This window comes from Streptomyces sp. NPDC005551 (assembly GCF_042871785.1).
Taxonomy (GTDB): Bacteria; Actinomycetota; Actinomycetes; order Streptomycetales; family Streptomycetaceae; genus Streptomyces.
Window position 1 is genome coordinate 92,511 of sequence record NZ_JBIAJE010000011.1, and the last position, 23,261, is coordinate 115,771.

Annotated in this window: 19 protein-coding genes; 14 read left to right on the forward strand and 5 right to left on the reverse strand. The window is 72.0% G+C overall.

Going from position 1 to position 23,261, the window contains the following annotated elements:
- Positions 1-53 precede the first annotated feature (53 nt).
- Entirely contained in the window at positions 54-1,046 is a 993-nt protein-coding gene (locus ACFYP4_RS29020; protein WP_388789371.1) for an ArsR/SmtB family transcription factor, read from the forward strand.
- Between the two features lie 144 nt (positions 1,047-1,190).
- Complete coding sequence (locus ACFYP4_RS29025; RefSeq protein WP_388789374.1) at positions 1,191-1,616, forward strand: hypothetical protein; 426 nt, start codon at positions 1,191-1,193, stop codon at positions 1,614-1,616.
- A gap of 116 nt (positions 1,617-1,732) precedes the next feature.
- On the opposite strand, the gene ACFYP4_RS29030 is transcribed toward ACFYP4_RS29025, so the two are convergent.
- The 3 genes from ACFYP4_RS29030 to ACFYP4_RS29040 form a co-directional block, all read right to left on the reverse strand.
- Positions 1,733-2,938: a hypothetical protein gene (locus ACFYP4_RS29030; RefSeq protein ID WP_358850536.1), complete on the reverse strand. Its 1,206-nt coding sequence runs from the start codon at positions 2,936-2,938 to the stop codon at positions 1,733-1,735.
- A gap of 295 nt (positions 2,939-3,233) precedes the next feature.
- Positions 3,234-4,505, reverse strand: a complete 1,272-nt coding sequence (locus ACFYP4_RS29035) for a hypothetical protein (protein WP_358850537.1) — start codon at positions 4,503-4,505, stop codon at positions 3,234-3,236.
- A 195-nt stretch (positions 4,506-4,700) separates the two neighbouring features.
- Complete coding sequence (locus tag ACFYP4_RS29040) at positions 4,701-5,813, reverse strand: PAS domain-containing protein (protein WP_358850538.1); 1,113 nt, start codon at positions 5,811-5,813, stop codon at positions 4,701-4,703.
- A 434-nt stretch (positions 5,814-6,247) separates the two neighbouring features.
- Here ACFYP4_RS29040 and ACFYP4_RS29045 point away from each other — a divergent pair, with 434 nt between their 5' ends.
- From ACFYP4_RS29045 to ACFYP4_RS29055, 3 genes are read left to right on the forward strand one after another with little or no spacing between them, the layout of a single operon-like run.
- Complete coding sequence (locus ACFYP4_RS29045; RefSeq protein WP_358850539.1) at positions 6,248-7,621, forward strand: ATP-grasp domain-containing protein; 1,374 nt, start codon at positions 6,248-6,250, stop codon at positions 7,619-7,621.
- Positions 7,618-9,627, forward strand: a complete 2,010-nt coding sequence (locus ACFYP4_RS29050) for a PEP/pyruvate-binding domain-containing protein (RefSeq protein ID WP_358850540.1) — start codon at positions 7,618-7,620, stop codon at positions 9,625-9,627. The genes ACFYP4_RS29045 and ACFYP4_RS29050 overlap by 4 nt, the downstream gene beginning before the upstream one ends.
- Positions 9,624-11,090: an MFS transporter gene (locus tag ACFYP4_RS29055; protein WP_388789380.1), complete on the forward strand. Its 1,467-nt coding sequence runs from the start codon at positions 9,624-9,626 to the stop codon at positions 11,088-11,090. Before ACFYP4_RS29050 ends, ACFYP4_RS29055 begins: the two co-directional genes overlap by 4 nt.
- 147 nt (positions 11,091-11,237) lie before the next feature.
- On the opposite strand, the gene ACFYP4_RS29060 is transcribed toward ACFYP4_RS29055, so the two are convergent.
- Positions 11,238-11,858 carry a hypothetical protein gene (locus ACFYP4_RS29060; protein ID WP_388789383.1) on the reverse strand — a complete coding sequence of 207 codons (621 nt, stop codon included), beginning with the start codon at positions 11,856-11,858 and terminating at the stop codon, positions 11,238-11,240.
- A 282-nt stretch (positions 11,859-12,140) separates the two neighbouring features.
- On the opposite strand from ACFYP4_RS29060, the gene ACFYP4_RS29065 reads away from it, so the two are divergent.
- Complete coding sequence (locus ACFYP4_RS29065; RefSeq protein ID WP_388789386.1) at positions 12,141-12,797, forward strand: hypothetical protein; 657 nt, start codon at positions 12,141-12,143, stop codon at positions 12,795-12,797.
- Between the two features lie 5 nt (positions 12,798-12,802).
- Positions 12,803-14,134 carry a tetratricopeptide repeat protein gene (locus ACFYP4_RS29070; RefSeq protein WP_388789389.1) on the forward strand — a complete coding sequence of 444 codons (1,332 nt, stop codon included), beginning with the start codon at positions 12,803-12,805 and terminating at the stop codon, positions 14,132-14,134.
- On the opposite strand, the gene ACFYP4_RS29075 is transcribed toward ACFYP4_RS29070, so the two are convergent.
- The gene (locus tag ACFYP4_RS29075) at positions 14,109-15,557 is read right to left on the reverse strand and encodes an FAD-linked oxidase C-terminal domain-containing protein (protein WP_358850545.1); all 1,449 of its coding nucleotides are present in this window, start codon (positions 15,555-15,557) and stop codon (positions 14,109-14,111) included. The two genes, ACFYP4_RS29070 and ACFYP4_RS29075, sit on opposite strands and share 26 nt — an antisense overlap.
- Before the next feature lie 162 nt (positions 15,558-15,719).
- Here ACFYP4_RS29075 and ACFYP4_RS29080 point away from each other — a divergent pair, with 162 nt between their 5' ends.
- From ACFYP4_RS29080 to ACFYP4_RS29110, 7 genes are all read left to right on the forward strand, one after another.
- A complete protein-coding gene (locus ACFYP4_RS29080; RefSeq protein WP_358850546.1) occupies positions 15,720-16,739 on the forward strand; it encodes a beta-ketoacyl-ACP synthase III in 1,020 nt (339 codons plus the stop codon).
- Between the two features lie 107 nt (positions 16,740-16,846).
- Complete coding sequence (locus tag ACFYP4_RS29085) at positions 16,847-17,086, forward strand: phosphopantetheine-binding protein (RefSeq protein WP_358850547.1); 240 nt, start codon at positions 16,847-16,849, stop codon at positions 17,084-17,086.
- The gene (locus ACFYP4_RS29090; RefSeq protein WP_358850548.1) at positions 17,086-18,306 is read left to right on the forward strand and encodes a beta-ketoacyl-ACP synthase II; all 1,221 of its coding nucleotides are present in this window, start codon (positions 17,086-17,088) and stop codon (positions 18,304-18,306) included. Before ACFYP4_RS29085 ends, ACFYP4_RS29090 begins: the two co-directional genes overlap by 1 nt.
- 31 nt (positions 18,307-18,337) lie before the next feature.
- Positions 18,338-20,179: an acyl-CoA dehydrogenase gene (locus ACFYP4_RS29095; RefSeq protein WP_388789394.1), complete on the forward strand. Its 1,842-nt coding sequence runs from the start codon at positions 18,338-18,340 to the stop codon at positions 20,177-20,179.
- Positions 20,180-20,184: 5 nt separating this feature from the next.
- Positions 20,185-20,607, forward strand: coding sequence for a thioesterase family protein (locus tag ACFYP4_RS29100; protein ID WP_358850550.1), 423 nt, complete (start codon positions 20,185-20,187; stop codon positions 20,605-20,607).
- A gap of 1 nt (position 20,608) precedes the next feature.
- Entirely contained in the window at positions 20,609-21,574 is a 966-nt protein-coding gene (locus tag ACFYP4_RS29105) for a fumarylacetoacetate hydrolase family protein (protein ID WP_388789397.1), read from the forward strand.
- A gap of 48 nt (positions 21,575-21,622) precedes the next feature.
- Positions 21,623-23,236 (forward strand): acyl-CoA carboxylase subunit beta, encoded by a 1,614-nt coding sequence (locus ACFYP4_RS29110; protein ID WP_358850552.1) that lies wholly within the window; start codon positions 21,623-21,625, stop codon positions 23,234-23,236.
- Positions 23,237-23,261 lie beyond the last annotated feature (25 nt).

Sequence of the window (23,261 nt, forward strand, 5' to 3'; positions counted from 1 at the left end):
ACCGGCACCGCACGCACCTGAGGGTGTCCCCCGCTGCGTGACGGGGGTCTGTGGTGCTGCGCATCCACTTCACCGCGGAGGATCTCGCCCGCACCCGGGTGGCCAGTACCATCGGGGCCGCCGCGGAGACGTATTACAGCCTGGAGATGCTGTGCGGGCGCTCGCTCCCGCTGCCCTTCCAGCGGTGGCGCGCCACGGTGGCCGGCCGGCTGGGCCAGGACGCCGGGCCACTCACCGCGCTGCTGCCGGCCCGGGGCCCGGGCCTCGACCTGCTGGCGCTGGCAGGTGACTCGCCCGACATCGACCACGCCGTGGAGGCTCTGCTGCGGGCACCGCGCACCCTGGTACGCCGCGAACTGGAACCCGTCGCCGTCGGCCCCGCCCACATGCCGTGGGCGCGGGCCCTCGCCGACGGGGACGTGGATGCCCGGCGGTTGCTGGCGGCCGGCCTCGTGGCCTGTCACCGGGTGGCCGTCGCGCCGTACTGGGCGGCTTTCCGGTCACAGCTGGAGGCCGTACGGGCGCAGTACGCCCGCACGTTCCTGGAAGGCGGAGTCGACGCTCTGCTGGCCGCTCTGAGCCCTTCGCTGGTGCGCTGGCGGCCGCCCGTGCTGGAGATACGCCACCCCCGCCCGGTCGAGATCCATCTGGGCGGCAGAGGTCTGATCCTGGCGCCGACGCTGTTCTCCTGGCGTGCGTTCAGTCTGCTGTACGACCCGTACGACGACGCGTCGGTGCCGCGGCTCACCGTGCCCGCGGTGACCGACGCGGCCACCGGCGCCGCGCTGTGGCACCCCAGGGGCGCCGTGAGCGGCGATCCCCTGGGCGCCTTGCTCGGACGTACCCGGGCCACCGCGCTGCGCGTGGCCGCCGGCGGTTGCAGCACCACCGAACTGGCCGCGCGTCTCGGTGTGTCGCCGGCGGCCGCCAGCCAGCACACCAGGGCGCTGCGCGAGGCGCGCCTCATCACCACCAGCCGGCGCGGTGGTTCCGTGCTGCACATGGCCACCGCCCTGGGCCGGGAACTGCTGGACGGGAACCGGTAGTACCGCGCAGCGGGCCGGGGCCCTTAAGCCGTGGCTTAAGGGCCTGGCCGCGTCGACGGGTTCGAGGTCCTCTGGACTTCCTGACACGCAGCCTGAGGAGTGGAGCGTGTCTGAACAGCCGGCCATCAATTTTGGGAGACCTCATTGGGTACTCGTCTCGCGGCCATGCTCTGCGGCGTCGCACTCACCGCAGGAACGCTGCTGAGCGCGCCAGCCGCCACCGCCCAGGCGTCCGCCTACCCGACCAGCAAATTCGACGTGACCGTCGGGAACACCTTCACGAGGGGCACCATCACCTGGTACGCCCGCTCAGTTACCTTGACGGGCGTACACAGGTCCGTGGACGTGGACTACTGCCGGGGCACCTCGGCGTTCACCCTCACCACCCGTAATGCCGAACTGGGCAGAGGCTTCAGTGACGAGAGGGTGTGCGGCACGAGCAGGGAGTTCACGCTCCCTGTGGAGGCGGATGTCCAAGGCGGTGCGGCCGTCGTACGCGTCTGTCTCGATGACGGTGGCGCACCCGACAACATCACGTACTACAAGTGCGAGCGGTACGGGCGCCCTTGAGCGCCGGCAGGCGCTGAGACGGCCCGTACGCTCCGGGAGCCCTGGGCGCCGGGGGGGAGAGTAGCGGCCCCCGCCCAGGGCTCCCGGCTGTCCGGCGGTACCTGTCCGGGTCTCGGTCAGTGGGGGAGCCGCTCCATGAGCCAGCGGCACAGCTCTTCGGTGACGGCGGTGTGTGCGGTGGTCGTGGACGAACAGACGAATTCGTCCAGCTCGCTCTCGTCCTGGTTCAGTTCGTGGATGTTCGCGTACAGGTCGTCCTGCTCGTCGATGTTGCGGATCGCGACCGCGCTGACCGAGGGGACGAAGCAGACGTCCTCGTGCCGCAGATCCGCCTTGCCGCCGAGCTTCTTGATCGTGTCGGCGAGGATCTTGTACGTGTGCAGGGTTCCGCCCGGTGCGCCGTCGACTTCCGGGAAGCCGTTCGTCGTGATGGTCTTCTCGGCCTTGGGGAACCGGCGGTTCAGGTACGCGGCCGTGACGTCGTCGCCCTGGGCCTGGGCGTAGAAGGCGGTGCCCGGGTAGATCCGGTCGATCCGCAGCGCGACATCGCCGGGCTTCACGTCCGGCAGGCCGATTCCGTCGGCCCGGCCGTTGGCCACGGCGATCTTCATCGGGATCGCGGGCCAGTCGCCGACCCGTTCCAGCTCGGCCAGGAACTCCGTGCGCTCCGGCGCGATGCCGATCTTGCCGGTGTCCTTGTCGTAGTGCCGCCACAGCATCTGGCGCGCGGCCGGGCTGTTCATCTGCTTCGCGAAGTCGTTCGCGAAGGGGATGAAGTGGGAGAACGCCTGCACGCCGACCGGGATGGAAGCGCCGCGGTGGGGGCTGTCGTAGGAGAAGTACAGCGCGGTCCGGTGGTCGACGTGCTCCTTCTCCATCTTGGCGAGTGCGTAGCGGGTGACGATGCCGCCCATGCTGAAGCCGCCGACGACCAGACGGTCGTCGCCCTGCTGCGTTCCGGTGGCCTGCGTGACGGCGGCCACGACCGTCTCCGCGTTGTCCAGGATCGAGGCGCTGCGCTCCTCGAAACCGAGCAGGATCACGTCCCTGCCACGTCGGCGCAGCTCGCTGATGAACGCGAAGTCGCCGCCCTCCAGCCCTTGGTAGAGCACGTCGAGCCTGCTCCGCCCGAGGTTGAAGCCGTCGGCCATGATCACGGGCCGGGTGAGACTGCGGTTGCCCTCGCCGAGGAACACCCACGCGAAGCCGTTCGGCAGGGGCCACTCCTCGTGCTCCGGTACCTCGGCGGTCCCGGCGGGTCCGGCGGTCAGCGGACCGCCGAGAGTGAACGAACCGACGTTGGGCTCGGTCGTCTCAGACATGGACGTACTCCTCGTGAGGGGGTGGGTGAGACGACGCCATCATGGGGGGCGATTCGGGCGTATCGCCCTTCTGGGCTGCGGAGTTCACCACTTTTGGTGGAGCACGCACGGGAAGTGTTTGACACGCCCGGCATGTGCTGCCGGCATGGCGGGGCAACGGGTCGGCCCCCGCTCCCCCGGCCCGCTCGCACCGGGGCCACGCCTCCGGTGCGGTCCCGGACGCAACGCTGCCGACGCCGGCGGTGTCCCTTCCCACGGTGCGGGTCCGCGTCCGGTGACCCGGTGGGCGGCGAGGTCAGCCGCCGCGTACGAGGCGGACGACGACGGGGGCGCCGAAGGGGGCGCCGGACTGGTTGACCTGGACGTGTCCGGCGCCCAGCCACGTGCCGGTGCCGGGCACCCGGTGGATCTGCGACAGCCACAGCGACTGACGCGAATCCTCGCGGGCCCCGGTCGAGGTGGGCAGGCGGTGGCGTTCCACCTTCACGCACTCGCCGTCGTCGGTCAGGTACCAGTTGCCCTGGAGGAACAGTCCCTTGTCGTCCTGCCCCACCGGGGTCCGCACGGCGCACTCGCCGGGCGCCGGCTCCTGCTCGGCCCACTTCGAGCCGTCCCAGCGCAGTCGCAGGTACTGGTCCGCGGGTTCGTCGTCGATCTCGCCGTGGTTGAAGGTGTTGGTGCCGTACGCGCGCACCTCGCCGCTGTCGAGCGGGAAGACCTGGACGAGTTCGGCGCTGGGTTCCGGCGGGAGGGGTTCGTCGAAGCGGGCCTGCGGAGTCCTGACCGGCTTCCAGCTCGTGCCGTCCCAGTGCATGGAGGCGGGCTGGCTGTAGCGCAGGCCGTAGGCTTCTTCGGTGCCCGGGCCCGTCGAGCGGCTGCCGACCGCCCAGACGTCGTGCGGTCCCGCGACGGCGAGGTCGGTGGTGCGGTACGGGAGCCGGGTCGTGGTCCAGCCGGTGCCGTCCCAGTGCCGGGCGGACTGCTCTCCGGTCTGCAGGGCCCAGATGTCGTCCGGGCCCGCGGCCTCCAGGTCCATGACCGGGCCCGGCGGGGGATCCGGAACCGCGGACCAGCGGGTGCCGTCCCATCTCGCCCAGGAGTTCTCGGCGGTGTCCTGCCCAGAGGACTGCTGTCCCAGCCAGAGGGCCTGGTCACCGATCTCTTCGAGCACGAGGGGAGCCACGACGGCGCCGACAGCCTCGGGGACCGGCTCACGCTTCCACCGCGTACCGTCGAAGTGCAGCAGATACGGGCGGGACTCGGCGGTGTGGCCGCTCCCGACGGCCCAGATGTCGTCCTCGGCGAGGGCGGCGACATCCACCAGGTTGCCGCTGCCCTCCTCGATGTGCTCGAACTCCCAGGCCAGGGAAACCGTGGAGGGTTTCGACGGGCCGCCCGTGCCGCCGGGGCGCTCCGTGCCGGCGGGGCGCTCCGTGCCGGCGGGGCGCGTGCTGCGGGAGGCGGCCGGCTCGGAGTCCGCGCCGCACCCCGCCGCCGTGAGCACGGCGGCCAGTACGGCGACGGCCGCCGTTATGCCCGTGGTCCCAGGTCCCTCAGTTCTGCGCATGACCGCCGTCCCCTTCCGCTCCCCGTGTCGACGCCCATCCTCCCCGACCGCGTGAGCCGTGCGGAGGCGTGACGCCGCTTGCCTGCCGCGGGAGTTCTCCCCCGTGGCGCCGTTGGGGCAGGTACGCCCACCGGAATGCGGTGTGCGGCGCGGCCGGGTTCCGCCCGGCGTCTGGCGGGCCGGTGGCCGTGCGGGTCAGGCGGTGCTGAGCGGGTGGGCCGCCGTGGCGGAGCGTGGGGGCCATGCGTGGGGGGCGAGGATGCCGAGGACGTAGGCGCGGGCGACGAGCGCGGGGCGGGTGGCGGCGCCCAGGAGTTGCCGCAGGCGGCTGAGGTGGTAGTCGAGCGTCTGCCGGGACAGTTTCAGCGAGGTGGCGATGTCGCTGTTGCTGCTGCCCTGGGCCAGGAGGGACAGGATGCGGATCTGTGCGGCGGTGAGCGGCGGGTGGGCCTCGTGGGCGAGGCTCTGGTGGGTGACGACGGCCCAGACGTGGCGGGCCCGGCTGGTGGAATGGCCGATTGTCGTCAGGTGGAGCTCCGCGCGGCGTTGCAGCCCCTGGGGGTCGACGAGCAGGGCGGTTGTCTCCACGCGCCGGGTGCGGCGGGCTATGAGGCTGTTCCACCGGTGGCGCAGCGTGTCGAGGCCGGGGGCGGGCTCGGGGGCGAGCAGGGTGTGGGCGCGGCGGCCGACCAGGTCGGGCAGGCTGAGGTGGAAGAGTTCCGCGGCTGCCGCGCTTGCTTCGATCACGCGCCCGTTTGCCGACAGCAGGGCGCAGGGCAGTCCGCTGTGGTCGCGCAGGGCGCTGAGGTTCTCCTCGGCCTCCTGGCGCTGAGCGGTGGCGCGCAGGTGGTCGGTGATGTCCACGTAGATCCCGGCGATGCAGGTGCGGGCGTGTTCCCGTACCGGGAAGCGGTGGCCGAACGCCCGGCCCGTGCTGCCGTCCGGGCGCCGGTAGCGCAGGGTGTGGCGCACCGGCGTGCCCCGGGTGAGGATCTGTTGGTCGAGGGCGCGGAAGCGGTCGGCCTCGGCGGGAGTGTCGAAGTCCTCGATGTACTTGCCGACCAGTTGCCGGGGGACGGTGCCGTAGAGGTGCGCGTAGGCGTGGTTGGCCCACAGGTAGCGGCCGTGGCGGTCCCGGATGAAGGCGGCGGCCGGGGCGAGGTCCACGAGGTCCGCGAAGGCGGTGTAGCCGCGGGGCACCGCGGCGTGGGTGTCGGGTTCTGTCGTGCAGAGGCGGGCGCGGTGCTCGGGGTGATGCCGGACCACGGGGAGGTGCTCGAGCAGTGTCTTGGGGCTGGGATCGTCCACAGCGGTCTCCGTCCGTATACGACTGGCTGACGCACAGTCACCTGACGTTGGATATCCCGCCCGGTCCGGCACAAGCTCCGTTCCCGGCCGAAGTGCCGAAAGTGGACGGTGGGCCGAGGGGCTGGTCCACGGGCGGGCGCGGGGGCGGTTCGCGGCTGCGTACGCGGGCCGGGGCGCGGCTTCACCCGCTCCGCAGGACTCGGCACGTATGCGCAGATCGCGCTGGGCGGCCCGGCACGGTGGCGCGACTCAGGCATTTGCCTGAACGGCGGGCGCCCTGTGCGGTGTTGGCGGCGGGTGCCGCCTGGTCCCCTTGAGTGTGCGGGTGAACACGCTTCCGGCGTCCACCCGCACGCGATGTTCCCCGGGCCCGCCACCGCACCAGCGGTGCGGGCAGGGGTCCGTACCGGATGAGTGAATGGAGACGGATTTCTGTGAGCACGGTGCTGTTGGTGCATGCCAAGGGTGGTCCGCCGCTCGGCCATGTCCTGTCGCGGACGGCGGCGAAGGCGGACGTGCACCTGCTGGCGCTCAGCGCTCTTCCGCCTGCCGTGACGGGGGCCGCCGCCGGACTGTGCGCCTCGGTGGTGACGCCCGGCGACGCGGAATGCTCCGACCTGGTGTCCCTGATCGTGGCGCGGGCCAGGGAGGTGGGCGCGGACGCGGTGCTCACGTTCTCCGAGTACGCGGTCGTGGCCGTCGCCGCGGCCTGCGAGAAGCTCGGTCTTGCGGGCGCGGGCGGCGCCGTCGAACTCGCCCGCGACAAACGGCTGATGCGCAGCACCTGGGAGCAGCACGGTCTGCCGCAGCCCGCGTTCCGTGCGGTCGCCACGGAGGCGGACCTGCGTGCGGCGGTGGATTCCCTGTCCTGCCCGCTGCTGCTCAAGGCGGCCTGGAGCGCGGGGTCCACCGCGCACCAGATCATTCGCTCCCCCGGTGAGGCGTCCGCAGCCTGGGCCCGTTCGCGTGAAGTCATGGCGGAGTCGGCCCGGTTGGGATTCGCGGAGCTTCATGTCGCTGCGGCCGACGCGGACTTCGTGGTGGAGGAGATCGTCAGCGGTTCGGCCGCGGACTGGTTCGAGGAGCCCGGCTGGGGCGACTACCTCAGTGTCGAGGGTGTCGTGGCAGGCGGTGTCTTCCACCCCGTCTGCCTCAGCGGCCGGATGCCCACCGTCGAGCCGTTCACCGAGCGCGCCGGTATCACCCCCGCCCTGCTCTCCCCCGCCGCGCAGGACCGGGTCGTGGCGCTGGCCCGTCGCGCCGTCGACGCTCTGGGCCTGCGCGACTGCGGGACGCACACCGAGATCAAGCTCGGTCCGGACGGCAGCATGTGGCTGATCGAGACGGCCGCCCGGTTCGGCGGTGCGATGACGGTGCCGCAGATCGAGGAGGTCTTCGGGCTGGATCTGATCGGCATGCTCGTCGATCACCTCCTGGGGCGGCCGGTCGCGTGGCCCGAGCAGGCTCTGACGCCCGCGCAGGCGCGCGGTGCGGCGGGTTCCCTGGTCGTCCTCGCGGTCGACGGGCGGGGCGAGGCCTGGCAGGGCCGCAGGGTCTGGGACTTTCCCGTGGTCGCCTCGAACGTGCCGCTGAGCCGGGGCAGTGAGCTGTCGGTGGTGGCGGAGAGTTCGCTGACCGACGGCAGCGTCGTACCGGTCTACGACCCGGCTGCGGGCGCCAACACCATGGCCGCGCTGTGTCTGCTGTTCGCCGCCGACCCGCAGACGGTGCTGCGGGACTTCGAGGCCCTGGTGGACGCCCTGCCCCGGGTGCTGCCCGCCGCGCGGTGCGAGGAGGTCCCGGCATGAGCGCCCCGCTGGTCACCGGTGCCGCCGAGCCGGCCACGGACCGCACGGTCGTCGGCGAGAACCTCTCCCTGCCGTTGTTCCGGACACTGTCGGGGGTGCTGGCCGGTCACCCCTATCTCAAGGTCGTCGTCGACCGTGTGGAGAACACCTGGCACGTGCTCGACACCAGCGCGCACCCCTTCCACGTCAACTACGTCGCGACCCGGGTGCTGGGGATGGACCTCACCGCGCTGGACGAGGACCTGGACGCGTTCAACGCCTCCGTCTACACCGACCCCGGGCGCCGTTTCCTGCTCGGTGTGCTGTCCCTGCACAGCGAGCAGGACACGGAGGGCCGCGAGCGGCTGTTTCTCGTCCTCGAGACGACCGAGGCCGACACCATGCACGGCGAACTGCTGCAATTCTTCTACGAGTTCGTGCGTGCGCGGGTCGACAGCAGGCTGCCGCTGCTGCTCAAGCCCGCCAACCACGGGCAGGAGGAGGAGCTGTCGGCGATCAGCGAACAGCGTGTGCCGCGCATCCTGAGCCATGAGCTGTTCGGGTCCCGGGAGCGGACGCCGCTGAACCCCGGCGAGGCCACCGGACGGCTGCGGTTCTTCCGTACGCACCAGGAGTACGCGGCTGCGGAGGCGGGCCTGGGCTGGTCGGACATCGTGGCGATGCCGTGCCTGCCCGACGACGTGCCGCGGGTCGCCGGATTCGTCAACACCGCCCCGATCACGCCGCTTTCGCACACCAATGTCCTCGCCTCCGGCTGGGGCATCCCCAACGCGATCGTGCGCGACCTGGAACAGCTCGTCGAGCAGGACGGCCTCGACGGCGCGTGGGTGCGCTACCGGGTCGGCGAGGACGAGATATCCCTGCGGCGGCTGGACCACGAACCGGAACTGCGGGCCCCGGCCTGGCATCAGCAGCGCATCCGCCTCGAACCGCCGCTGCTCGAGGACGCCCCCGTGCTGTCCCTGCACCGGCTGCGCAGCGCCGACCGCGACCGCTACGGCACCAAGGCGGCCAACCTCGGTGAGCTGCACCATGTGCTCGACAGCCGTACGGCGGATCTGACGTCCTTCTACGGACGGCCCCGGCCGCCGCGTGAGGACCTCTACGGGCACCTCGCGGCCCGGCTCGGCCTGAGCGCGCCCACCGCCGGACAACTGCGCGCCAGGGCAGCGGAGTTCGTCGCCGGCGCGGTCAGCGCTCCGGAGGGGGTCGCGGTTCCCTTCGCGCTCCAGCAGCGTTTCCTCGCCTCCTCCCCCGTCCTCCAGCAGGGCATCGGCAAACTCAAGCTGGCGCTCGAACTCGATGCCACCGACGTCCTGGACTCGCTCTGCCTGCACCTGCAGCACCTGATCCGGCACACGCCCGTCCCCGAGTCGGTCACCCGGCAGATCGACCAGGCGTTCCCCGCCGCGACGGCCCCGCGCGGGCCTCTGGTGGTGCGCTCCTCCTCCAACGCCGAGGACCTCCCGGGGTTCTCCGCGGCGGGCGTCTACGACTCCGTCACCACCGTCCACGGCACCGGCGAACTCCTGGACGCCGTACGCCAGGTGTGGGCGTCCCTGGTCTCACCCCGCAGCGTGCGGCTGCGCCACCAGGTCGGCATCTCCCTCGACGACACCTACATGGGCGTGATCATCCAGGAGTACGTGCCGGCCGTTCTGGGCGGTGTCCTGGTGACCTGCAATCCGACCCGCCGGGAGGACTTCCGCAACGTCTACCTCAACTGCTCCCCCGGCTCCCCCGAGCAGGTGGTCGACGGCTCGGTCCTGCCCCAGCAGTACCTGTACAACACCGTGGAGGGCGGCGGCCGCACCGTCGCCCTGGGCTCCTGGGGCGAGGGGCTGCCCGCCGCCACCCGCGCCCGGCTCGCCGACCTGTCCCTGACCGGACGGCTCCTGCAGTCCCATTTCAGCGGGGCGGACGTGGACAAGCCGCTCGACATCGAGTGGCTGATGACCGAGCGGGGCGACTTCCGGCTGGTCCAGATCCGCCCCTACGCGCTGTGAGGACGCGTCCCGGCCCACCGCGCCCCGGCACGGGGGCGAGCGCGGGCCCGACGGACACCGCCCGCCGGATCATCCGGCTCAACTACGGCTTCCAGCTGCTGTTCAACCTGCTGTGGTGGATGCCGGTCTTCTACGCCTACCAGAAGGCGGCCGGCCTCTCGGACGGGCAGATCTTCGGCATCCAGAGCATCTACTACGTGGCCTTCTGCCTGCTGGAGATCCCGACCGGGCTGATCGCCGACCGGATCGGCACCCGCAACTGCCTGCGGGCCGGAGCGGTGGTCATGACGGCGGCGAACCTGGTCCCGGTCGTCAGCGCCTCCTACACCGGATTCCTCCTGCACTTTTTGGCCATCGCCGCCGGCCGGTCACTGACCTCCGGAGCGGCGAGCGCCTACCTGTACGACGGGCTGCGGGCGGAGCGGTGCGATGAGCACTATCTGCGGGCGGAGGGCACCGCACGGGCCCTGGGACTGGCGGCGAAAGTGGTGTGCTGGCCGCTGGTCGGGCCGCTGATGGCCCTCGCCCACCCGGCGCCGTACGTGCTCAGCGCCGCGAGCGCCGCGGGCTCCCTCGTCTGCGCCGCGATGCTGCCCCGGCTCGCGGGAACAGGCGCGGGTTCGGGCCGGGCCGAGGGGGGACGGCGGGGCGGCGCGTTCCTGCGGGACGCGGGTACCGCGCTGCGCTGTGTCGCCTCCTCGCGGTGGCTATCCCTGGTGATGGTGCAGGGCGTGGCGGTGTTCACGCTGTCCCGGATCTGCCAGGTCAACCTCTTCCAGCCGATCCTGCTGGACCACGGCATCGCCGAGGCCTCGCACGGCGGGGTGCTGGCCGCGATGACGGTGGCGGAGGCGCTGGCCTCGGCCCGCCCCCAGTGGCTGAGCCGCCGGCTGCCGCCGGTCGCCTGGGTGTCCGTCCTCAGTCTCGCGCTCGCGGGCACCCTGGCGGCGATGACGCTCGCCGGGCCCTGGGTCGTCGTCGGACTGCTCTGCCTGTTCGCCGCCGCGACCGGTTTCGCGTTCCCCGTCCAGCGCAAACTCGTCAACGACGCGGTGCCGGCACACGCCCCGCGGGCCACACTGCTGTCGGTCGAGAGCATCGTGGACCGCGCGGTGTGCGCACTGGCCGCGATCGCCGCGGGCGCGTACCTGTCGGCCGGGCACCTGGACGCGCTGCTGTGGCACAGCGCGCTGGCGACGGCGGTACTGCTCGGGGTCTTCCAACTCCTCGTGCGCAGCGGGGCGGTTGCGCGGGACCGGGACGGGAAGCAGGCGGTGCCGGTTCCGGACTCCGGCCGTACCGGGACCGCGGGTACCGGGACCGCGGATACCGGGACCGCGGATACCGGGACCGCGGATACCGGGACCGCGGGTACCGGGACCGCGGGTACCGGGACCGCGGGTACCGGGACCGCGGGTAGGGATGACGGCGGCCCGGAGGCCGCGGACCGGCTTCCCGGCTGACCGGAGGAGGCCAGGCGGGTCGTGGTCGGATCCGTGGCCCTGGTGCCGGCGCCGGCGTGGGCCCGCGGCCGTACGCGCCGGGGCGGGAGGGGGGCGTACGACCGCGGACCCTGCGCGTGGACGTCCGTCAGCGCCGCTGCCGGGCCACTACCGGCCGAGGAGTTCGACCAGCCCGGCCGGCAGGAACGCGGGCCGGTGGGGCCGGCCGACCTGGTAGGCCACGAAGCCCAGCGAGGAGGCGACGGCGACCTCCTGGGCCGTCTCCGCCTGGTAGACGACTCGGCAGCGGCCCGAGTCGGCCTTCGCGCGCTGCCACAGGACCGGCGAGGGCTTGCGTTCGGCCTCGGTGCGCGGCGTGCGGATCCGGTCGCCGAAATCCTCCCAGGCGAACGGCACCGGGCCCCGCCACGTCGCGTCGACCTCCTGCTTCAGCCGGGCGGCACGCTCGGCGTCGGTCGCGCCCCAGGAGGGCGGAACGTTGGTGATCAGGCCGACTCTGACGTGGCGTTCCCGCAGGGTCCGCAGATACGAGGCGGCGCCGCTCAGGTAGGCGGTGCTGCCGTCGTCGGCGGTGTGCACCAGGGTCTCCCCCAGGTCGAAGTACACGACGGGACAGGCGTGTTCGCTGCCGGCAGGCGCAGTGCGGGCGGTACCCGTGCCGGTACCCGCGTCCCCGGGGGCGGCCGCAGCCACCGGGGCGCAGAGCAGGGTCGACACCAGGACCGCGCCCAGCGCGAGGCGCGCACGGACCGAACTGTTGGAGGTCATATCACCCTTCACCTTCTCTTGCCGCGGACATGACACGGTATCCGGCGGATGGCCCGGCGGTGGGACGAGCGCGTCATCCGCCGGCGTGGGAACGAACGGCCGGGCAGCCCGGCACGAGCCAAACGTGTGAACGCGGGCCGCGCCCCCGGGCTGCGGCGTGCCGCACCCACCCCGTCGAGGCTTCACTCTTAGCTAGGAGTCGTTTCGTGGCTCGGCACCTGCCGGCCTACCTGATCGACGCGACCGGAGAAGAAGACATTGGGCGCACAACGATCCACCGTGATGTCCCGTACTGCGACCGTGCGCCGCATCGACGCACTGTTCCAGGCCATGGAGGGCGACTTCCTCCTGCGGGAGCAGTTCATCACGGGTCCGTCCCAGGTCCTGATGGAGTACCTCCAGGGCCCGGCCGTCTCGCGGGAGCAGGCGGCCCTCACCGACCGGCTCATCTACTCGGTGTTCGCCAACCCGAAGCTGCTCCAGTGGTTCCAGGGGTACGTGCACCACCACACGGACGAGGTGCCCACCGCGGGGCAGTTCCTCGCCGACTTCTGCGAGGCGACCGTCAGCCACGGTGGCCAGGACGTCGTGGCCGCCCTGCTGGAAGGGTGCGTGGCGGAAACCGGGATCCGCGGACTCACCGATGAGCTGCTGCACTACTTCGTCAACCTCCATGTCGCGCACACCCTCTGCGGCAACGGGGACGGCAGCGGGAGCGGGGATCCGGGGGCGGATCAGGAGAACGTCGGCATGCAGGCCCGCGGCACCACCCCGTTCGTGACGTCCATCACCTGGACCACCTTCGTCCACGTCCAGCAGGCGGACGGTGACCAGGCGATCAGCGCGCACTTCGTGCCACCGTACGCCGCGGTGACCCTCAACGGTCTGGCCCGCTACGCCGTGGAACTCCGCGCACGCGACGCCTTCCGGTTCGGGTGATCCGCGTGGGCACGCCGTGGGACGCCGGATCGGCGGTGGCCCGCGCGAGGGAGGCTGTGGGCGCCGGCCGTGCGCGGGACGCGGCGCGTGATCTCGCCAACGCCCTCCGGGCCGGTCCCGAAGACCGCTATGTGCGACGCGAGTTGGCGCTCCTGCTGATCGCCTCGGGGCGCCGGGACGAGGCGCTGCCGTTGTTGCGTGACGAGATGCGCACGGGTGCCGACGGCCTGGCGTGGGCGCCGGACGTGTTCAAGGCGGCCCTGGAGCAGGGTGACTTCCCGCTCGCCGAGGGGTGCGGCTCGCTCTTCGCCCAGCTGCGCTGGGGCGCCTTCTCCGATCCGGCCGAGCGCTCGGCCGTCCCCCTGAGCGTTCCCAAGCTGCAGCACGACATCGACCAGATGCACTACCTGCAGCATTTGGGTGTGCTGGGCACGGAGTACAGCCGCGTCATCGACGCCTACCGGACCGTGCGCGACCGACTGGCGGCCAGAGGTCCCGCAGCGCGCGAACCCCTGTCCCTCGACGCCGACTTAGGTATCGCCGACACCTACAACCGCCTGCTGCATGTACGCGACACACCGCGCGTGGCGCGTGCCCTGTCCCGACGCTGGGACCCCGCGACCGTCGAGGAGCGGTACCTGTCGACCGCACCCGGCGTGGTGTACGTGGACGACTTCCTCACCGCGGAGGCGCTGGGCGAGCTGTACCGGTTCTGTCTGGAGTCGACGGTGTGGTCCGGCAACCGCTACGCCCACGGCCGGCTGGGCGCGATCATGCAGGACGGGTTCGTCTGCCCGCTGCTCATGCAGATCGCCGAGGAGCTGCGGGACGCCCTGCCCCGGCTCATCGGCGACCGGTACCCGCTGCGCCAGATGTGGGGTTTCAAGTGCGGCCCCGAAGTACCCGCTGACGTCACCACGCACGCGGACTTCGCCGCCGTCAACGTCAACTTCTGGGTCACCCCGGACGAGGCGAACACCGACGAGCACTCGGGAGGTCTGGTGGTGCACGACATCGACGCACCCTTGTCCTGGGGTTTCGACACCTACAACGGCCGCCAGGACCTGATCCATCCGTTCCTGCGATGCCGGCGGGCCCGCAGCATGACCATCCCCTACCGGCAGAACCGGGCGGTGATCTTCAACTCCGACCTCTTCCACGCCTCGGACGCCATCCGCTTCCGGCCCGGCTACGAGAACCTGCGCATCAACGTCACGATGCTCTACGGCGACCGGGAGGAGGAAGCACACCATCCCCGGCTGTCCGGGCCCGAGGCGGCCGCCGGCAGGCCGGCCTGGAGATCGGCTGCTCTCACCCGGGCGCGGGCAAGGAGGTGAAGACCTTCCCCGGGTTGAGGATTCCGGCCGGGTCGAACACCTTCTTGATCCCGCGGTGCAGGTCGAGCACCGCGGGGCTCAGCTCCCGGGTCAGACCGCGCATCTTGAGCAGCCCCACCCCGTGCTCCCCGGTGACGGTGCCGCCCAGCGCGATCGCCTGGTCGACGACCTCCTCGAACACCGAGCGCCCCCGGGCCAGAGCGGCCTCGTCCCCCCGGGGAACGACCATCATCGGGTGCAGGTTGCCGTCCCCGGCATGGGCCAGGCTCGCGATGTGCACGTCGTGCGCCGCGGCGATCCGCTCCAGGTGGGCGAGCATCGGCGGTACGAGCATGCGCGGCACGCAGATGTCCTCGCTGAGCACCAGGCCCAGCCGCTCCAGCGCCGGATAGACCAGGCGGCGCGCGGCGAAGAGGGCATCCGCCTCGGCAGCGTCGGTCGAGCGGGCGCTCCAGGTCGCGCCCGCGCTCTCGAAACAGCTCAGGACGGTGTCGGCCTCCTGGTCCCCGGCGGCTCCGGGGGCGTCGCAGCGGGCCAACAGCAGGACGTTCCCGGCGTCGGTGAGGCCCATGTTCTTCCAGTCGTCCACAGCGCGCAGGCAGTAGCGGTCGACGAGTTCGAGGGCGCTCGGCACCACTCCGGAGGCGACCACGCGGGCGACCGCACGTCCCGCGGCGGGCAGGTCGTCGAAGTAGCCGACGACGGTCCGCTCCCTGGCCCGGGCACCGCGCAGCCGCAGGGTGACCTCGGTGACCAGGCCCAGGGTGCCCTCCGAGCCCACCATCAGCCCGGCCAGTTCGTAGCCCGCGGTGCCCTTGGCGGTCTGCCGCCCCAGCCGGACGGTATCGCCGCGTCCGGTGACGGCCTCAAGGCCGAGGACGTAGTCCCGGGTCACCCCGTACTTCACGCAGCACAGCCCTCCCGCGTTGGTGGCCACGTTCCCGCCGATCGTGGACCACGGGGCGCTGGCCGGGTCGGGCGGATACCACAGGCCCTTCTCGGCGCAGGCCGCGCGCAGACGGTCGTTGACCACTCCGGGCTGCACGACGGCGAGCCGTTCGTCGGGGTCGATGCGCAAAATCGCGTCCATCGCGGTGAAGGAGACGACCACACAGCCCTCGATGGCGTTGGCGCCACCGGACAGCCCGGTGCCCGCGCCGCGCGCGACCAGCGGGACGCCCCGCTCGGCGCAGTACGCGACCACGGCGGCGGCCTCGGCGGTGTCGTGGGGGCGTACGACGGCGGCGGGCATGCCGAAGGGGGCGCCCGCCGCCTCGTCGTGGGCGAAGGAGGCGCGGGTGTCCCGGTCGGCGATCACCCGTCCCGCGGGCAGGAGCCGCGCCAGCTCGGAAGCGGTCGTGGCGGCCGAAGGAGCTTCGGTGGCCGAAGAGGTCGTGGTGGCTGAAGGAGTCGCGGTGCCCATCTTGGCGACGCTTTCACTGGCCCCGCCGGGGGTCAATTGGCCTTTGGTCCAGGCGGATCCGCAGGTGTACGAAAGGCCAATTGCCGTGCCTCGGAGGGCTGCGCGAGGGTGGTTGGACGCCAGGTCAGACAGTCAATGGCGGCCAGCAGGGGGGAAATTCACATGGCGGTGGTGCTCTCGGGTATCGGGGGATTTCTCCCTCCCAGGGTGGTCACGAACGACGACCTTTCCGCGACGCTCGACACGAATGACGAATGGATCAGGACGCGGACCGGAATCAGTGAACGCAGGGTCGTCTCGGACGGCCTTTCGACCGGCTCCCTGGCCGTGGAGGCCGGTGCCCGGGCGCTGCGGTCCGCCGGGGTGAGCGGGGTGGACCTGGTGGTCGTGGCGACCACCTCCCCCGACCGGCTGTGCCCCGCGGTGGCACCGGAGGTCGCGTCCCGGCTCGGCATGGGCACGGTCGCGGCCTTCGACCTCACCTCGGCGTGCAGCGGGTTCCTCTACGGACTCGCCACCTGCGCCGGACTGATCGCCTCGGGGACCGCGGACAGCGTGCTGTTCATCGGCTCGGAGGCCTTCACCACGCTGGTCGACCAGCAGGACCGCGGAACGGCGCCGATCTTCGGTGACGGAGCGGGCGCGGTGGTGCTGCGCCGCGGTGAGGACGACGAGCCCGGCGCGCTGGGCCCCTTCGACCTCGGCAGCGACGGCTCGCTCGCCGACCTGCTCGCCATCCCGGCCGGCGGTTCGCGCCAGCGGTCCGCGGACGCGGGCCTCGGCCACGAGGTGGTGCCCACCGGGGACTGGTACCTGCGGATGGAGGGCCGCCCCCTCTACACGCAGGCGGTCGAGCGCATGACGCAGTCGGCCAGGGCGGTGCTCAAGCGCACCGACTGGTCCGTGGCGGACGTCGACTGGTTCGTCGGCCACCAGGCCAACGTCCGGATCGTGCGTGCGGTGGCCGAGGAACTCGAAGTCCCCATGGAGCGCGTCGCGGTCAACATCGACCGGGTCGGGAACACTCTGTCGGCCTCGGTCCCCCTGCTACTGAACGACATCGCCGCCGACGGCGGCCTCAAGGCCGGCGACCGGGTGCTGCTGTCGGCGTTCGGAGCCGGTCTCTCGTGGGGCTCGACGACCCTCGTCTGGCCCGACATCCCTGCCGAGCACGTGAACTGACCGCGCACGCGGACCGACCGCGCACGTGAACTGACCGCGCACGCGGACAGACCGCGCACGTGAACCACCCCGCCTTCACCCACACATTCCGAACCAGGAGACACACCATGAGCACCGTTCAGGAATCCGTCGTCGAGGTCTTCGTCTCCCGCTTCGACCTCGACGCCGAAAGCGTCGTCCCGGAAGCGACCTTCGACGACCTCGGTCTCGACTCGCTGTCCCAGATCGAGCTGGCGACCGCGCTGAAGAAGCGCCTCGGCGTCGTCATCACCGACGCCGAGCTGTCCGAGGTGGAGACCGTCTCGGACATCATCACCCTCATCGAGCAGAAGCCCGCCGCCGTCTGATGAGCGGCTTCACGGCTCCCGTCACCGGTATCGGGCTGATCACCCCCGCGGGCATCGGGGTCAAGGAGAACTGGGAGCGCGTGGTCGACGGGCGGCCCACCGCCGCCCACCACGACGACCTGGCCGGCCTGCCGGTGACCATGGCCTGCCGGGTGCCGGACTTCTCGCCCCGGCGGCTCGGGCTGCGCGGCGCCTGGCAGTTCGACCGCTACTCCCAGTTCGCCATCGCCGCGACGCGCGAGGCCCTCGCCCAGGCGGGTCTCGTGGCCGGGGAGTGGGCGGACAGCGCACGGGTGGCCGTCATCGTCGGTTCGGGTGCCGGTGGCACCGCGACGCTGGAGGAGCAGCACCGGGTCCTGATCGAGGAAGGACCCGACGAGGTCTCCCCGATGACCCTGCCGATGGGGCTGCTGAACATGGCGGCCGGGCAGGTCGCCATCGACATCGGGGCCAACGGCCCCTGCCTGGCGCCGTGCACCGCGTGCGCAGCCGGAGCCAGCGCGATCGGCCTGGGCCGGGAGCTGCTCCGGTCCGGGCTGGCCGACATCGTGATCGCGGGTGGCGCCGAGGCTCCGATCACCCCGCTCTACGTGTCCTCCTTCGCCCGGATGCGGGCACTGTCCAGGCGCCTGGACGACCCGGCGACGGCCTCCCGCCCCTTCGACGCGAACCGCGACGGGTTCGTCCTGGGCGAGGGCGCGGGGATCGTGGTCATGGAGTCCGAGGAGCACGCCCGGGCCCGCGGCGCCCAGACCCTGGCCCGCGTGATCGGGTACGGCGCCTCGGCCGACGCCCACCACGTGACGTCCCCGCATCCGGAGGGCAGGGGCGCGGAGCTGGCGGTCCGTGCGGCGCTCGCCGACGCGGGCCTGACCGGCCGCGACGTGGACTACGTCAACGCCCACGGCACCTCCACCCCCCTCAACGACGTGATCGAGGCCGGGGTGATCCGCCGGGTGATCGGCCCGGACGCCAAGGTCAGCTCCACCAAGGGGGTCACCGGGCACCCGCTCGGCGCGGCGGGCTCCATCGAGGCGGCGTACGCGGCGCTCGCGGTGCACCACGGCGTGATCCCTCCGACGGCCTCGCTCACCGAGGTCGACCCGCGGGTGGACGTCGACGTCGTGCACGGTGCGCCGCGGCTCGGGCCGGTGGACATCGCCCTGAGCAACTCCTTCGGGTTCGGCGGCCAGAACGCCGCCCTGCTGATCTCCTCGTGAACCGCACCAGAACCGTGAAAGGACCTCCCAGATGAACCCGGCCGCCACCGCCGACCTGGCCAGGCTGCTCTTCGACGGCAGGTACGAGCAGGCGCACAAGGACATCAGCGAGCTGCTGCTCGACCCGGTCTTCGATCCCCGTGAGGGCCTCACGATGAACGAGGCCGGGAAGCTCGCCTACGAACGGTCCCGGGTGGTGCACGCCGGACTGGAGCGGCCCACGGAGATCCTCAAGGACCCCTGGCGGCTGTTCGCGCTGGCCGAGTGGCCGTCGCTGGTCGACGTGTCCACGTTCTCGCTCCTGATGGTCCACTACAACCTCAGCTTCGGCACGGTCGTCGAGCACGGCGACCGGCCCGAACTCAAGGACCTCGTCGACGAGCTGGACCGGCTGGACTCGTTCAGCCCGTACATGGCCACCGAGCTGGGTTACGGCAACAACGTGGCCGCCATGCGCACCGAGGCGGTCTACGACGCCGCCTCCCAGACCTTCGTCCTGAACACCCCGGACGCGCTGGCCCAGAAGCACATGTCCTACAGCGGGTTCCAGGACGTCCCCAAGCTCGCCGTCGTCATGGCGCGGCTGAAGGCGGACGGCAAGGACCACGGGGTCTACCCCTTCCTCGTCCCGATCAGCGACGGCACCCGCCTGCACGAGGGAGTCCACGCGGCTCCCTGCCCGGAGAAGCCCGTCCAGGGCCTGGACAACGGCGTCACCTGGTTCGACCACGTCCGCGTCCCGCGCCGCAACCTGCTCCACGGCGACATGGGCGGCTTCGACGAGAACGGCACCTTCCGCCCCACCTCGGGCAACCAGCGCAAGCGGTTCCTGCGCGCCATGAGCCGGATCCTGCCCGGGCGCCTGTGCGTCTCCAGCTCGGCGGTCGGCGCGGGCCGGGCCGGCGTGTACATCGCGCTGCGCTTCGCGGCGCAGCGGCTCACGAACGCCCCCGGCCGCAACGACCTTCCGGTGATCGAGTACCGCAGCCACCAGCTGGCCCTGTTCACCGCGCTGTCCAAGGTCTACGCGATGACCCTGCTGCTCAACCACGCCAAGCGGGAGTTCGTGGCGGCCCCGGCTGCCGTGCCGGCCGAGCTGAACCACCTGATCTCGATCACCAAGGCCCTCTCCACCTGGGAGATGACCGAGGTCATCGCGGTCTGCCGGGAGCGCTGCGGGGCCCAGGGCATCTTCAGCGTCAACCGGATCGCGGACTACGGCTCGCTGCTGCAGGGCCTGGTGACCGCGGAGGGCGACAACCAGGTCCTGCTCGCCACCACGGCCGGCCAGATCATCGCCCAGAGCCAGGCCGAGGAGGAGGCGCCGTCCGAGGCACCCGACCCCGCCGGGCGCGACCTGCGCGACACCGCGTTCCTGCTGGCGGCCCTGCGCCACCGGGAGCGGGAGCTGCTCGGGGCCGCCCGTGCCGCCATGGCGGACGAGACCCGTGAGCGTACCTATCTCGAGGCGTGGAACGACACGATGAACACCGGGCTGGCCATGGCCCGGGTGCGGGGCGTGCGTACGGCACTCGAGTGCTTCACCGAAGCGGCCGGGAGTGCCGGGACCGCGGAGGCACGGACCGCGCTCGGCCTGCTCGCCTCGCTGTACGCGCTCACCGAGGTGCAGCGCGACGCGGGCTGGTACCTGGCCCGCGGGGTGTTCACGGCCGGCCAGGTCGAGGAGCTGCCGCAGGCCCTGGACGCCCTGTGCGCCCTGATCCGGCCGTACGCGCAGACGCTGATCGGCGGTTTCAACCTGTCGCCCGAACTGCTGCGCGCCCCGATCGCCGCGGACGACTACGTGACCGCCTTCCAGCAGCGGACCGGAGCGTTCGGCCCCGCCGGCGCCCAGCTGACCACCGGGAACTGATCACCATGACACGGCACACCTATCCCTGCCCGATCCGCTGGTCCGACATGGACATCTACGGGATCGTCAACAACGTCTCCTTCGTGCGCTATCTGGAGGAGGCCCGGGTCGACTTCATCTTCCGGATGGCCCCGACCGAGGGGGACGCGTTCTTCCGGGACGGCTCGGTGGTCGTCTCCCACCAGATCCGCTACCGGCGTCAGCTCGTCCACCGCCACGAGCCGGTCGACATCGAGATGTGGGTCTCGGACCTCCAGTCGGCGACGGTGACCGTCGACTACGCGGTGCGGGACGGCGACCTCGTCTACGCCACCGCCTCCACCACGATGGCCCCGTTCGACTACCGGGCGGGCCGCCCCCGTCGGCTCACGGACGCGGAGACCGGCTTCTTCGAGAAGTACCTCGAAGAGACCGGGCCGGCACGCTGACATGCGCCTGCTCCGGATCGGCCCGCAGGGCGGGGAGCGGCCGTGCGCGGTCGGTCCCGGTGGAGTGGTCCGCGACCTGTCGTCCTGGGTCGCGGACTGGACGGGCGAGAACCTGGACCCGGACGTGCTGCGTGAGCTGGACGCCCGGCTGGCGCGGGAGTCCGGCACGCTGCCGGTGGCCGACCCGGCCGCCGAGCGGGTCGGCCCGCCCGTCCGGCCGGGCGGGCACCTGCTGTCGATCGGCCTCAACTACCGTGCGCACGCCGCCGAGGCCGGTCTGGAGCTGCCGGACGAGCCGATCGTCTCCAGCAAGGCCCCGATGACGCTGGTCGGTCCGAACGACGCCCTCCTGCTGCCCCCGGGCGGCGAGAGGACCGACTGGGAGGTCGAGCTGGCGGTCGTCATCGGGCGGCGTGCCCAGTACCTGCCCGACCGGGGGGCCGCCCCGGCCCACGTCGCGGGCTTCGCCACGGGCAACGACGTGTCCGAGCGGCGCTGGCTGCTGGAGCGCGGCGGCCAGTGGGTCAAGGGAAAGTCCTTCGAGTCCTTCAGCCCGCTGGGCCCCTTCCTGGTCACACCCGACGAGGTGCCCGACCCGCAGGACCTGCGGCTGAGCTGCACGGTCAACGGCCGGGTCATGCAGGACGCCTCCACCGCCGACATGGTCTTCGACGTGGCCCATCTGGTCTGGTACCTCAGCCAGTTCATGGTGCTGCACCCCGGGGACGTGATCCTCACCGGCTCCCCGGGCGGAGTCGCGCTCGGCCGCCCCGACCAGCCCTACCTGCGCCCCGGCGATGTGGTCGAGGCCGAGGTCGCGGGTCTGGGCGCGCACCGCCAGCACTGCCGCCCGGCCGTGCGGCCCGCCGCGCCGGCCCGGGCGGCGTCGCCGTGCGGCCCGGCGCCGGGAGTCCGCGGGCGGCCGGTGCCGCACCCACCGGCCGCCGGCGGGTCAGCGGCGGTCTGACCGTCACCGCACATCGCCGTACCGGCTCCGGAAGGGGAACGACAAGAGATGCCCGCCCCGCAGAAGACCGCCCCGCAGAAGACCGTCCCGGTGAAGACGCCGGCCCCGGCCCCCGACTCGCACGGGCGGGTGGCCGAGCTGCACGCCATCAAGGAGCTGGCCCGCCGCGGGCCCGGCGAGCGGGCCACCGCGGCCCAGCACGCCAAGGGCAAGCTGACCGCGCGGGAGCGGATCGACCTGCTCCTGGACCCCGGTTCGTTCAACGAGGTCGAGCAGCTGCGCCGGCACCGCTCGGTCGGCTTCGGCATGGAGGACCGCAGGCCGCACACGGACGGCGTGATCACCGGCTGGGGCACGGTCGAGGGCCGCACCGTCTTCGTCTACGCGCACGACTTCCGGATCTTCGGCGGGGCGCTCGGCGAGGCTCACGCCGGCAAGATCCACAAGATCATGGACATGGCCATCGCGGCCGGGGCGCCCCTGGTGTCCCTGAACGACGGCGCGGGGGCCCGTATCCAGGAGGGCGTCTCGGCGCTGGCCGGGTACGGCGGGATCTTCCAGCGCAACGTACGGGCCTCGGGCGTCATCCCGCAGATCTCGGTGATGCTCGGCCCGTGCGCGGGCGGCGCCGCCTACTCCCCCGCCCTGACCGACTTCGTGTTCATGGTCCGGGGCACCTCCCAGATGTTCATCACGGGCCCGGACGTGGTCAGGGCGGTCACCGGCGAAGAGGTCAGCCAGGACGGCCTCGGCGGCGCCGACGTGCACGCGGAACTGTCCGGCGTGGCCCACTTCGTCCACGACGACGAACCGAGCTGCCTGGCCGAAGTCCGCTACCTGATCTCGCTGCTCCCCTCCAGCAACGCCGAACTGCCGCCCGCCGCCCCGCAGTCGGACCCGGCGGACCGGCGCGGCGAGGCCCTGCTGACGCTCGTGCCGGCCGAGGGCAAGCTCCCGTACGACATGCGTCACGTGATCGGGGAACTCGTCGACCACGGGGACTTCCTGGAGGTCCACGAGCGCTGGGCGCCCAACATCCTGTGCGGGCTGGCCCGGCTCGGCGGGCAGGTCGTGGGCATCGTCGCCAACCAGCCCGTCGTCCTGGCCGGTGTCCTGGACATCCGCGCGAGCGAGAAGGCGGCCCGCTTCGTCCGGATGTGCGACGCCTTCAGCATTCCGCTGCTGTCCCTGGTCGACGTGCCCGGCTTCCTGCCCGGCGTGGGCCAGGAGCACGGCGGGGTCATCCGGCACGGCGCCAAACTGCTGTACGCCTACTGCGAGGCCACGGTCCCCCGGGTGCAGGTGATCCTGCGCAAGGCCTACGGCGGCGCGTACATCGTCATGGACTCCCGCTCCATCGGCTGCGACCTCTCCTACGCCTGGCCCACCAACGAGATCGCCGTGATGGGTGCCGAGGGCGCCGCCAACGTCATCTTCCGGCGGCAGATCGCCGAGGCCGACGATCCGCAGGCCACCCGGGCCGCCATGGTCAAGGACTACAGGGCCGAGCTGATGCACCCCTACTACGCGGCCGAACGCGGCCTCGTCGATGACGTGATCGACCCCGCCGGGACCCGTGCGACGCTCATCCGTGCCTTTTGGATGCTGCGGACCAAGAACTACGAGCAGCCGTCCCGCAAGCACGCCAACACCCCCCTGTGACCGGCCACTTCCAGCGTCCCGGAGC

Coding starts and splice junctions, on each gene's coding strand:
- ACFYP4_RS29060 (WP_388789383.1), bottom strand. CDS start 11,858: ATGACCTCCAACAGTTCGGTCCGTGCGCGCCTCGCGCTGGGCGCGGTC.
- ACFYP4_RS29030 (WP_358850536.1), bottom strand. CDS start 2,938: ATGTCTGAGACGACCGAGCCCAACGTCGGTTCGTTCACTCTCGGCGGT.
- ACFYP4_RS29100 (WP_358850550.1), top strand. CDS start 20,185: ATGACACGGCACACCTATCCCTGCCCGATCCGCTGGTCCGACATGGAC.
- ACFYP4_RS29075 (WP_358850545.1), bottom strand. CDS start 15,557: ATGGGCACCGCGACTCCTTCAGCCACCACGACCTCTTCGGCCACCGAA.
- ACFYP4_RS29090 (WP_358850548.1), top strand. CDS start 17,086: ATGAGCGGCTTCACGGCTCCCGTCACCGGTATCGGGCTGATCACCCCC.
- ACFYP4_RS29085 (WP_358850547.1), top strand. CDS start 16,847: ATGAGCACCGTTCAGGAATCCGTCGTCGAGGTCTTCGTCTCCCGCTTC.
- ACFYP4_RS29110 (WP_358850552.1), top strand. CDS start 21,623: ATGCCCGCCCCGCAGAAGACCGCCCCGCAGAAGACCGTCCCGGTGAAG.
- ACFYP4_RS29105 (WP_388789397.1), top strand. CDS start 20,609: ATGCGCCTGCTCCGGATCGGCCCGCAGGGCGGGGAGCGGCCGTGCGCG.
- ACFYP4_RS29095 (WP_388789394.1), top strand. CDS start 18,338: ATGAACCCGGCCGCCACCGCCGACCTGGCCAGGCTGCTCTTCGACGGC.
- ACFYP4_RS29050 (WP_358850540.1), top strand. CDS start 7,618: ATGAGCGCCCCGCTGGTCACCGGTGCCGCCGAGCCGGCCACGGACCGC.
- ACFYP4_RS29035 (WP_358850537.1), bottom strand. CDS start 4,505: ATGCGCAGAACTGAGGGACCTGGGACCACGGGCATAACGGCGGCCGTC.
- ACFYP4_RS29065 (WP_388789386.1), top strand. CDS start 12,141: ATGTCCCGTACTGCGACCGTGCGCCGCATCGACGCACTGTTCCAGGCC.
- ACFYP4_RS29080 (WP_358850546.1), top strand. CDS start 15,720: ATGGCGGTGGTGCTCTCGGGTATCGGGGGATTTCTCCCTCCCAGGGTG.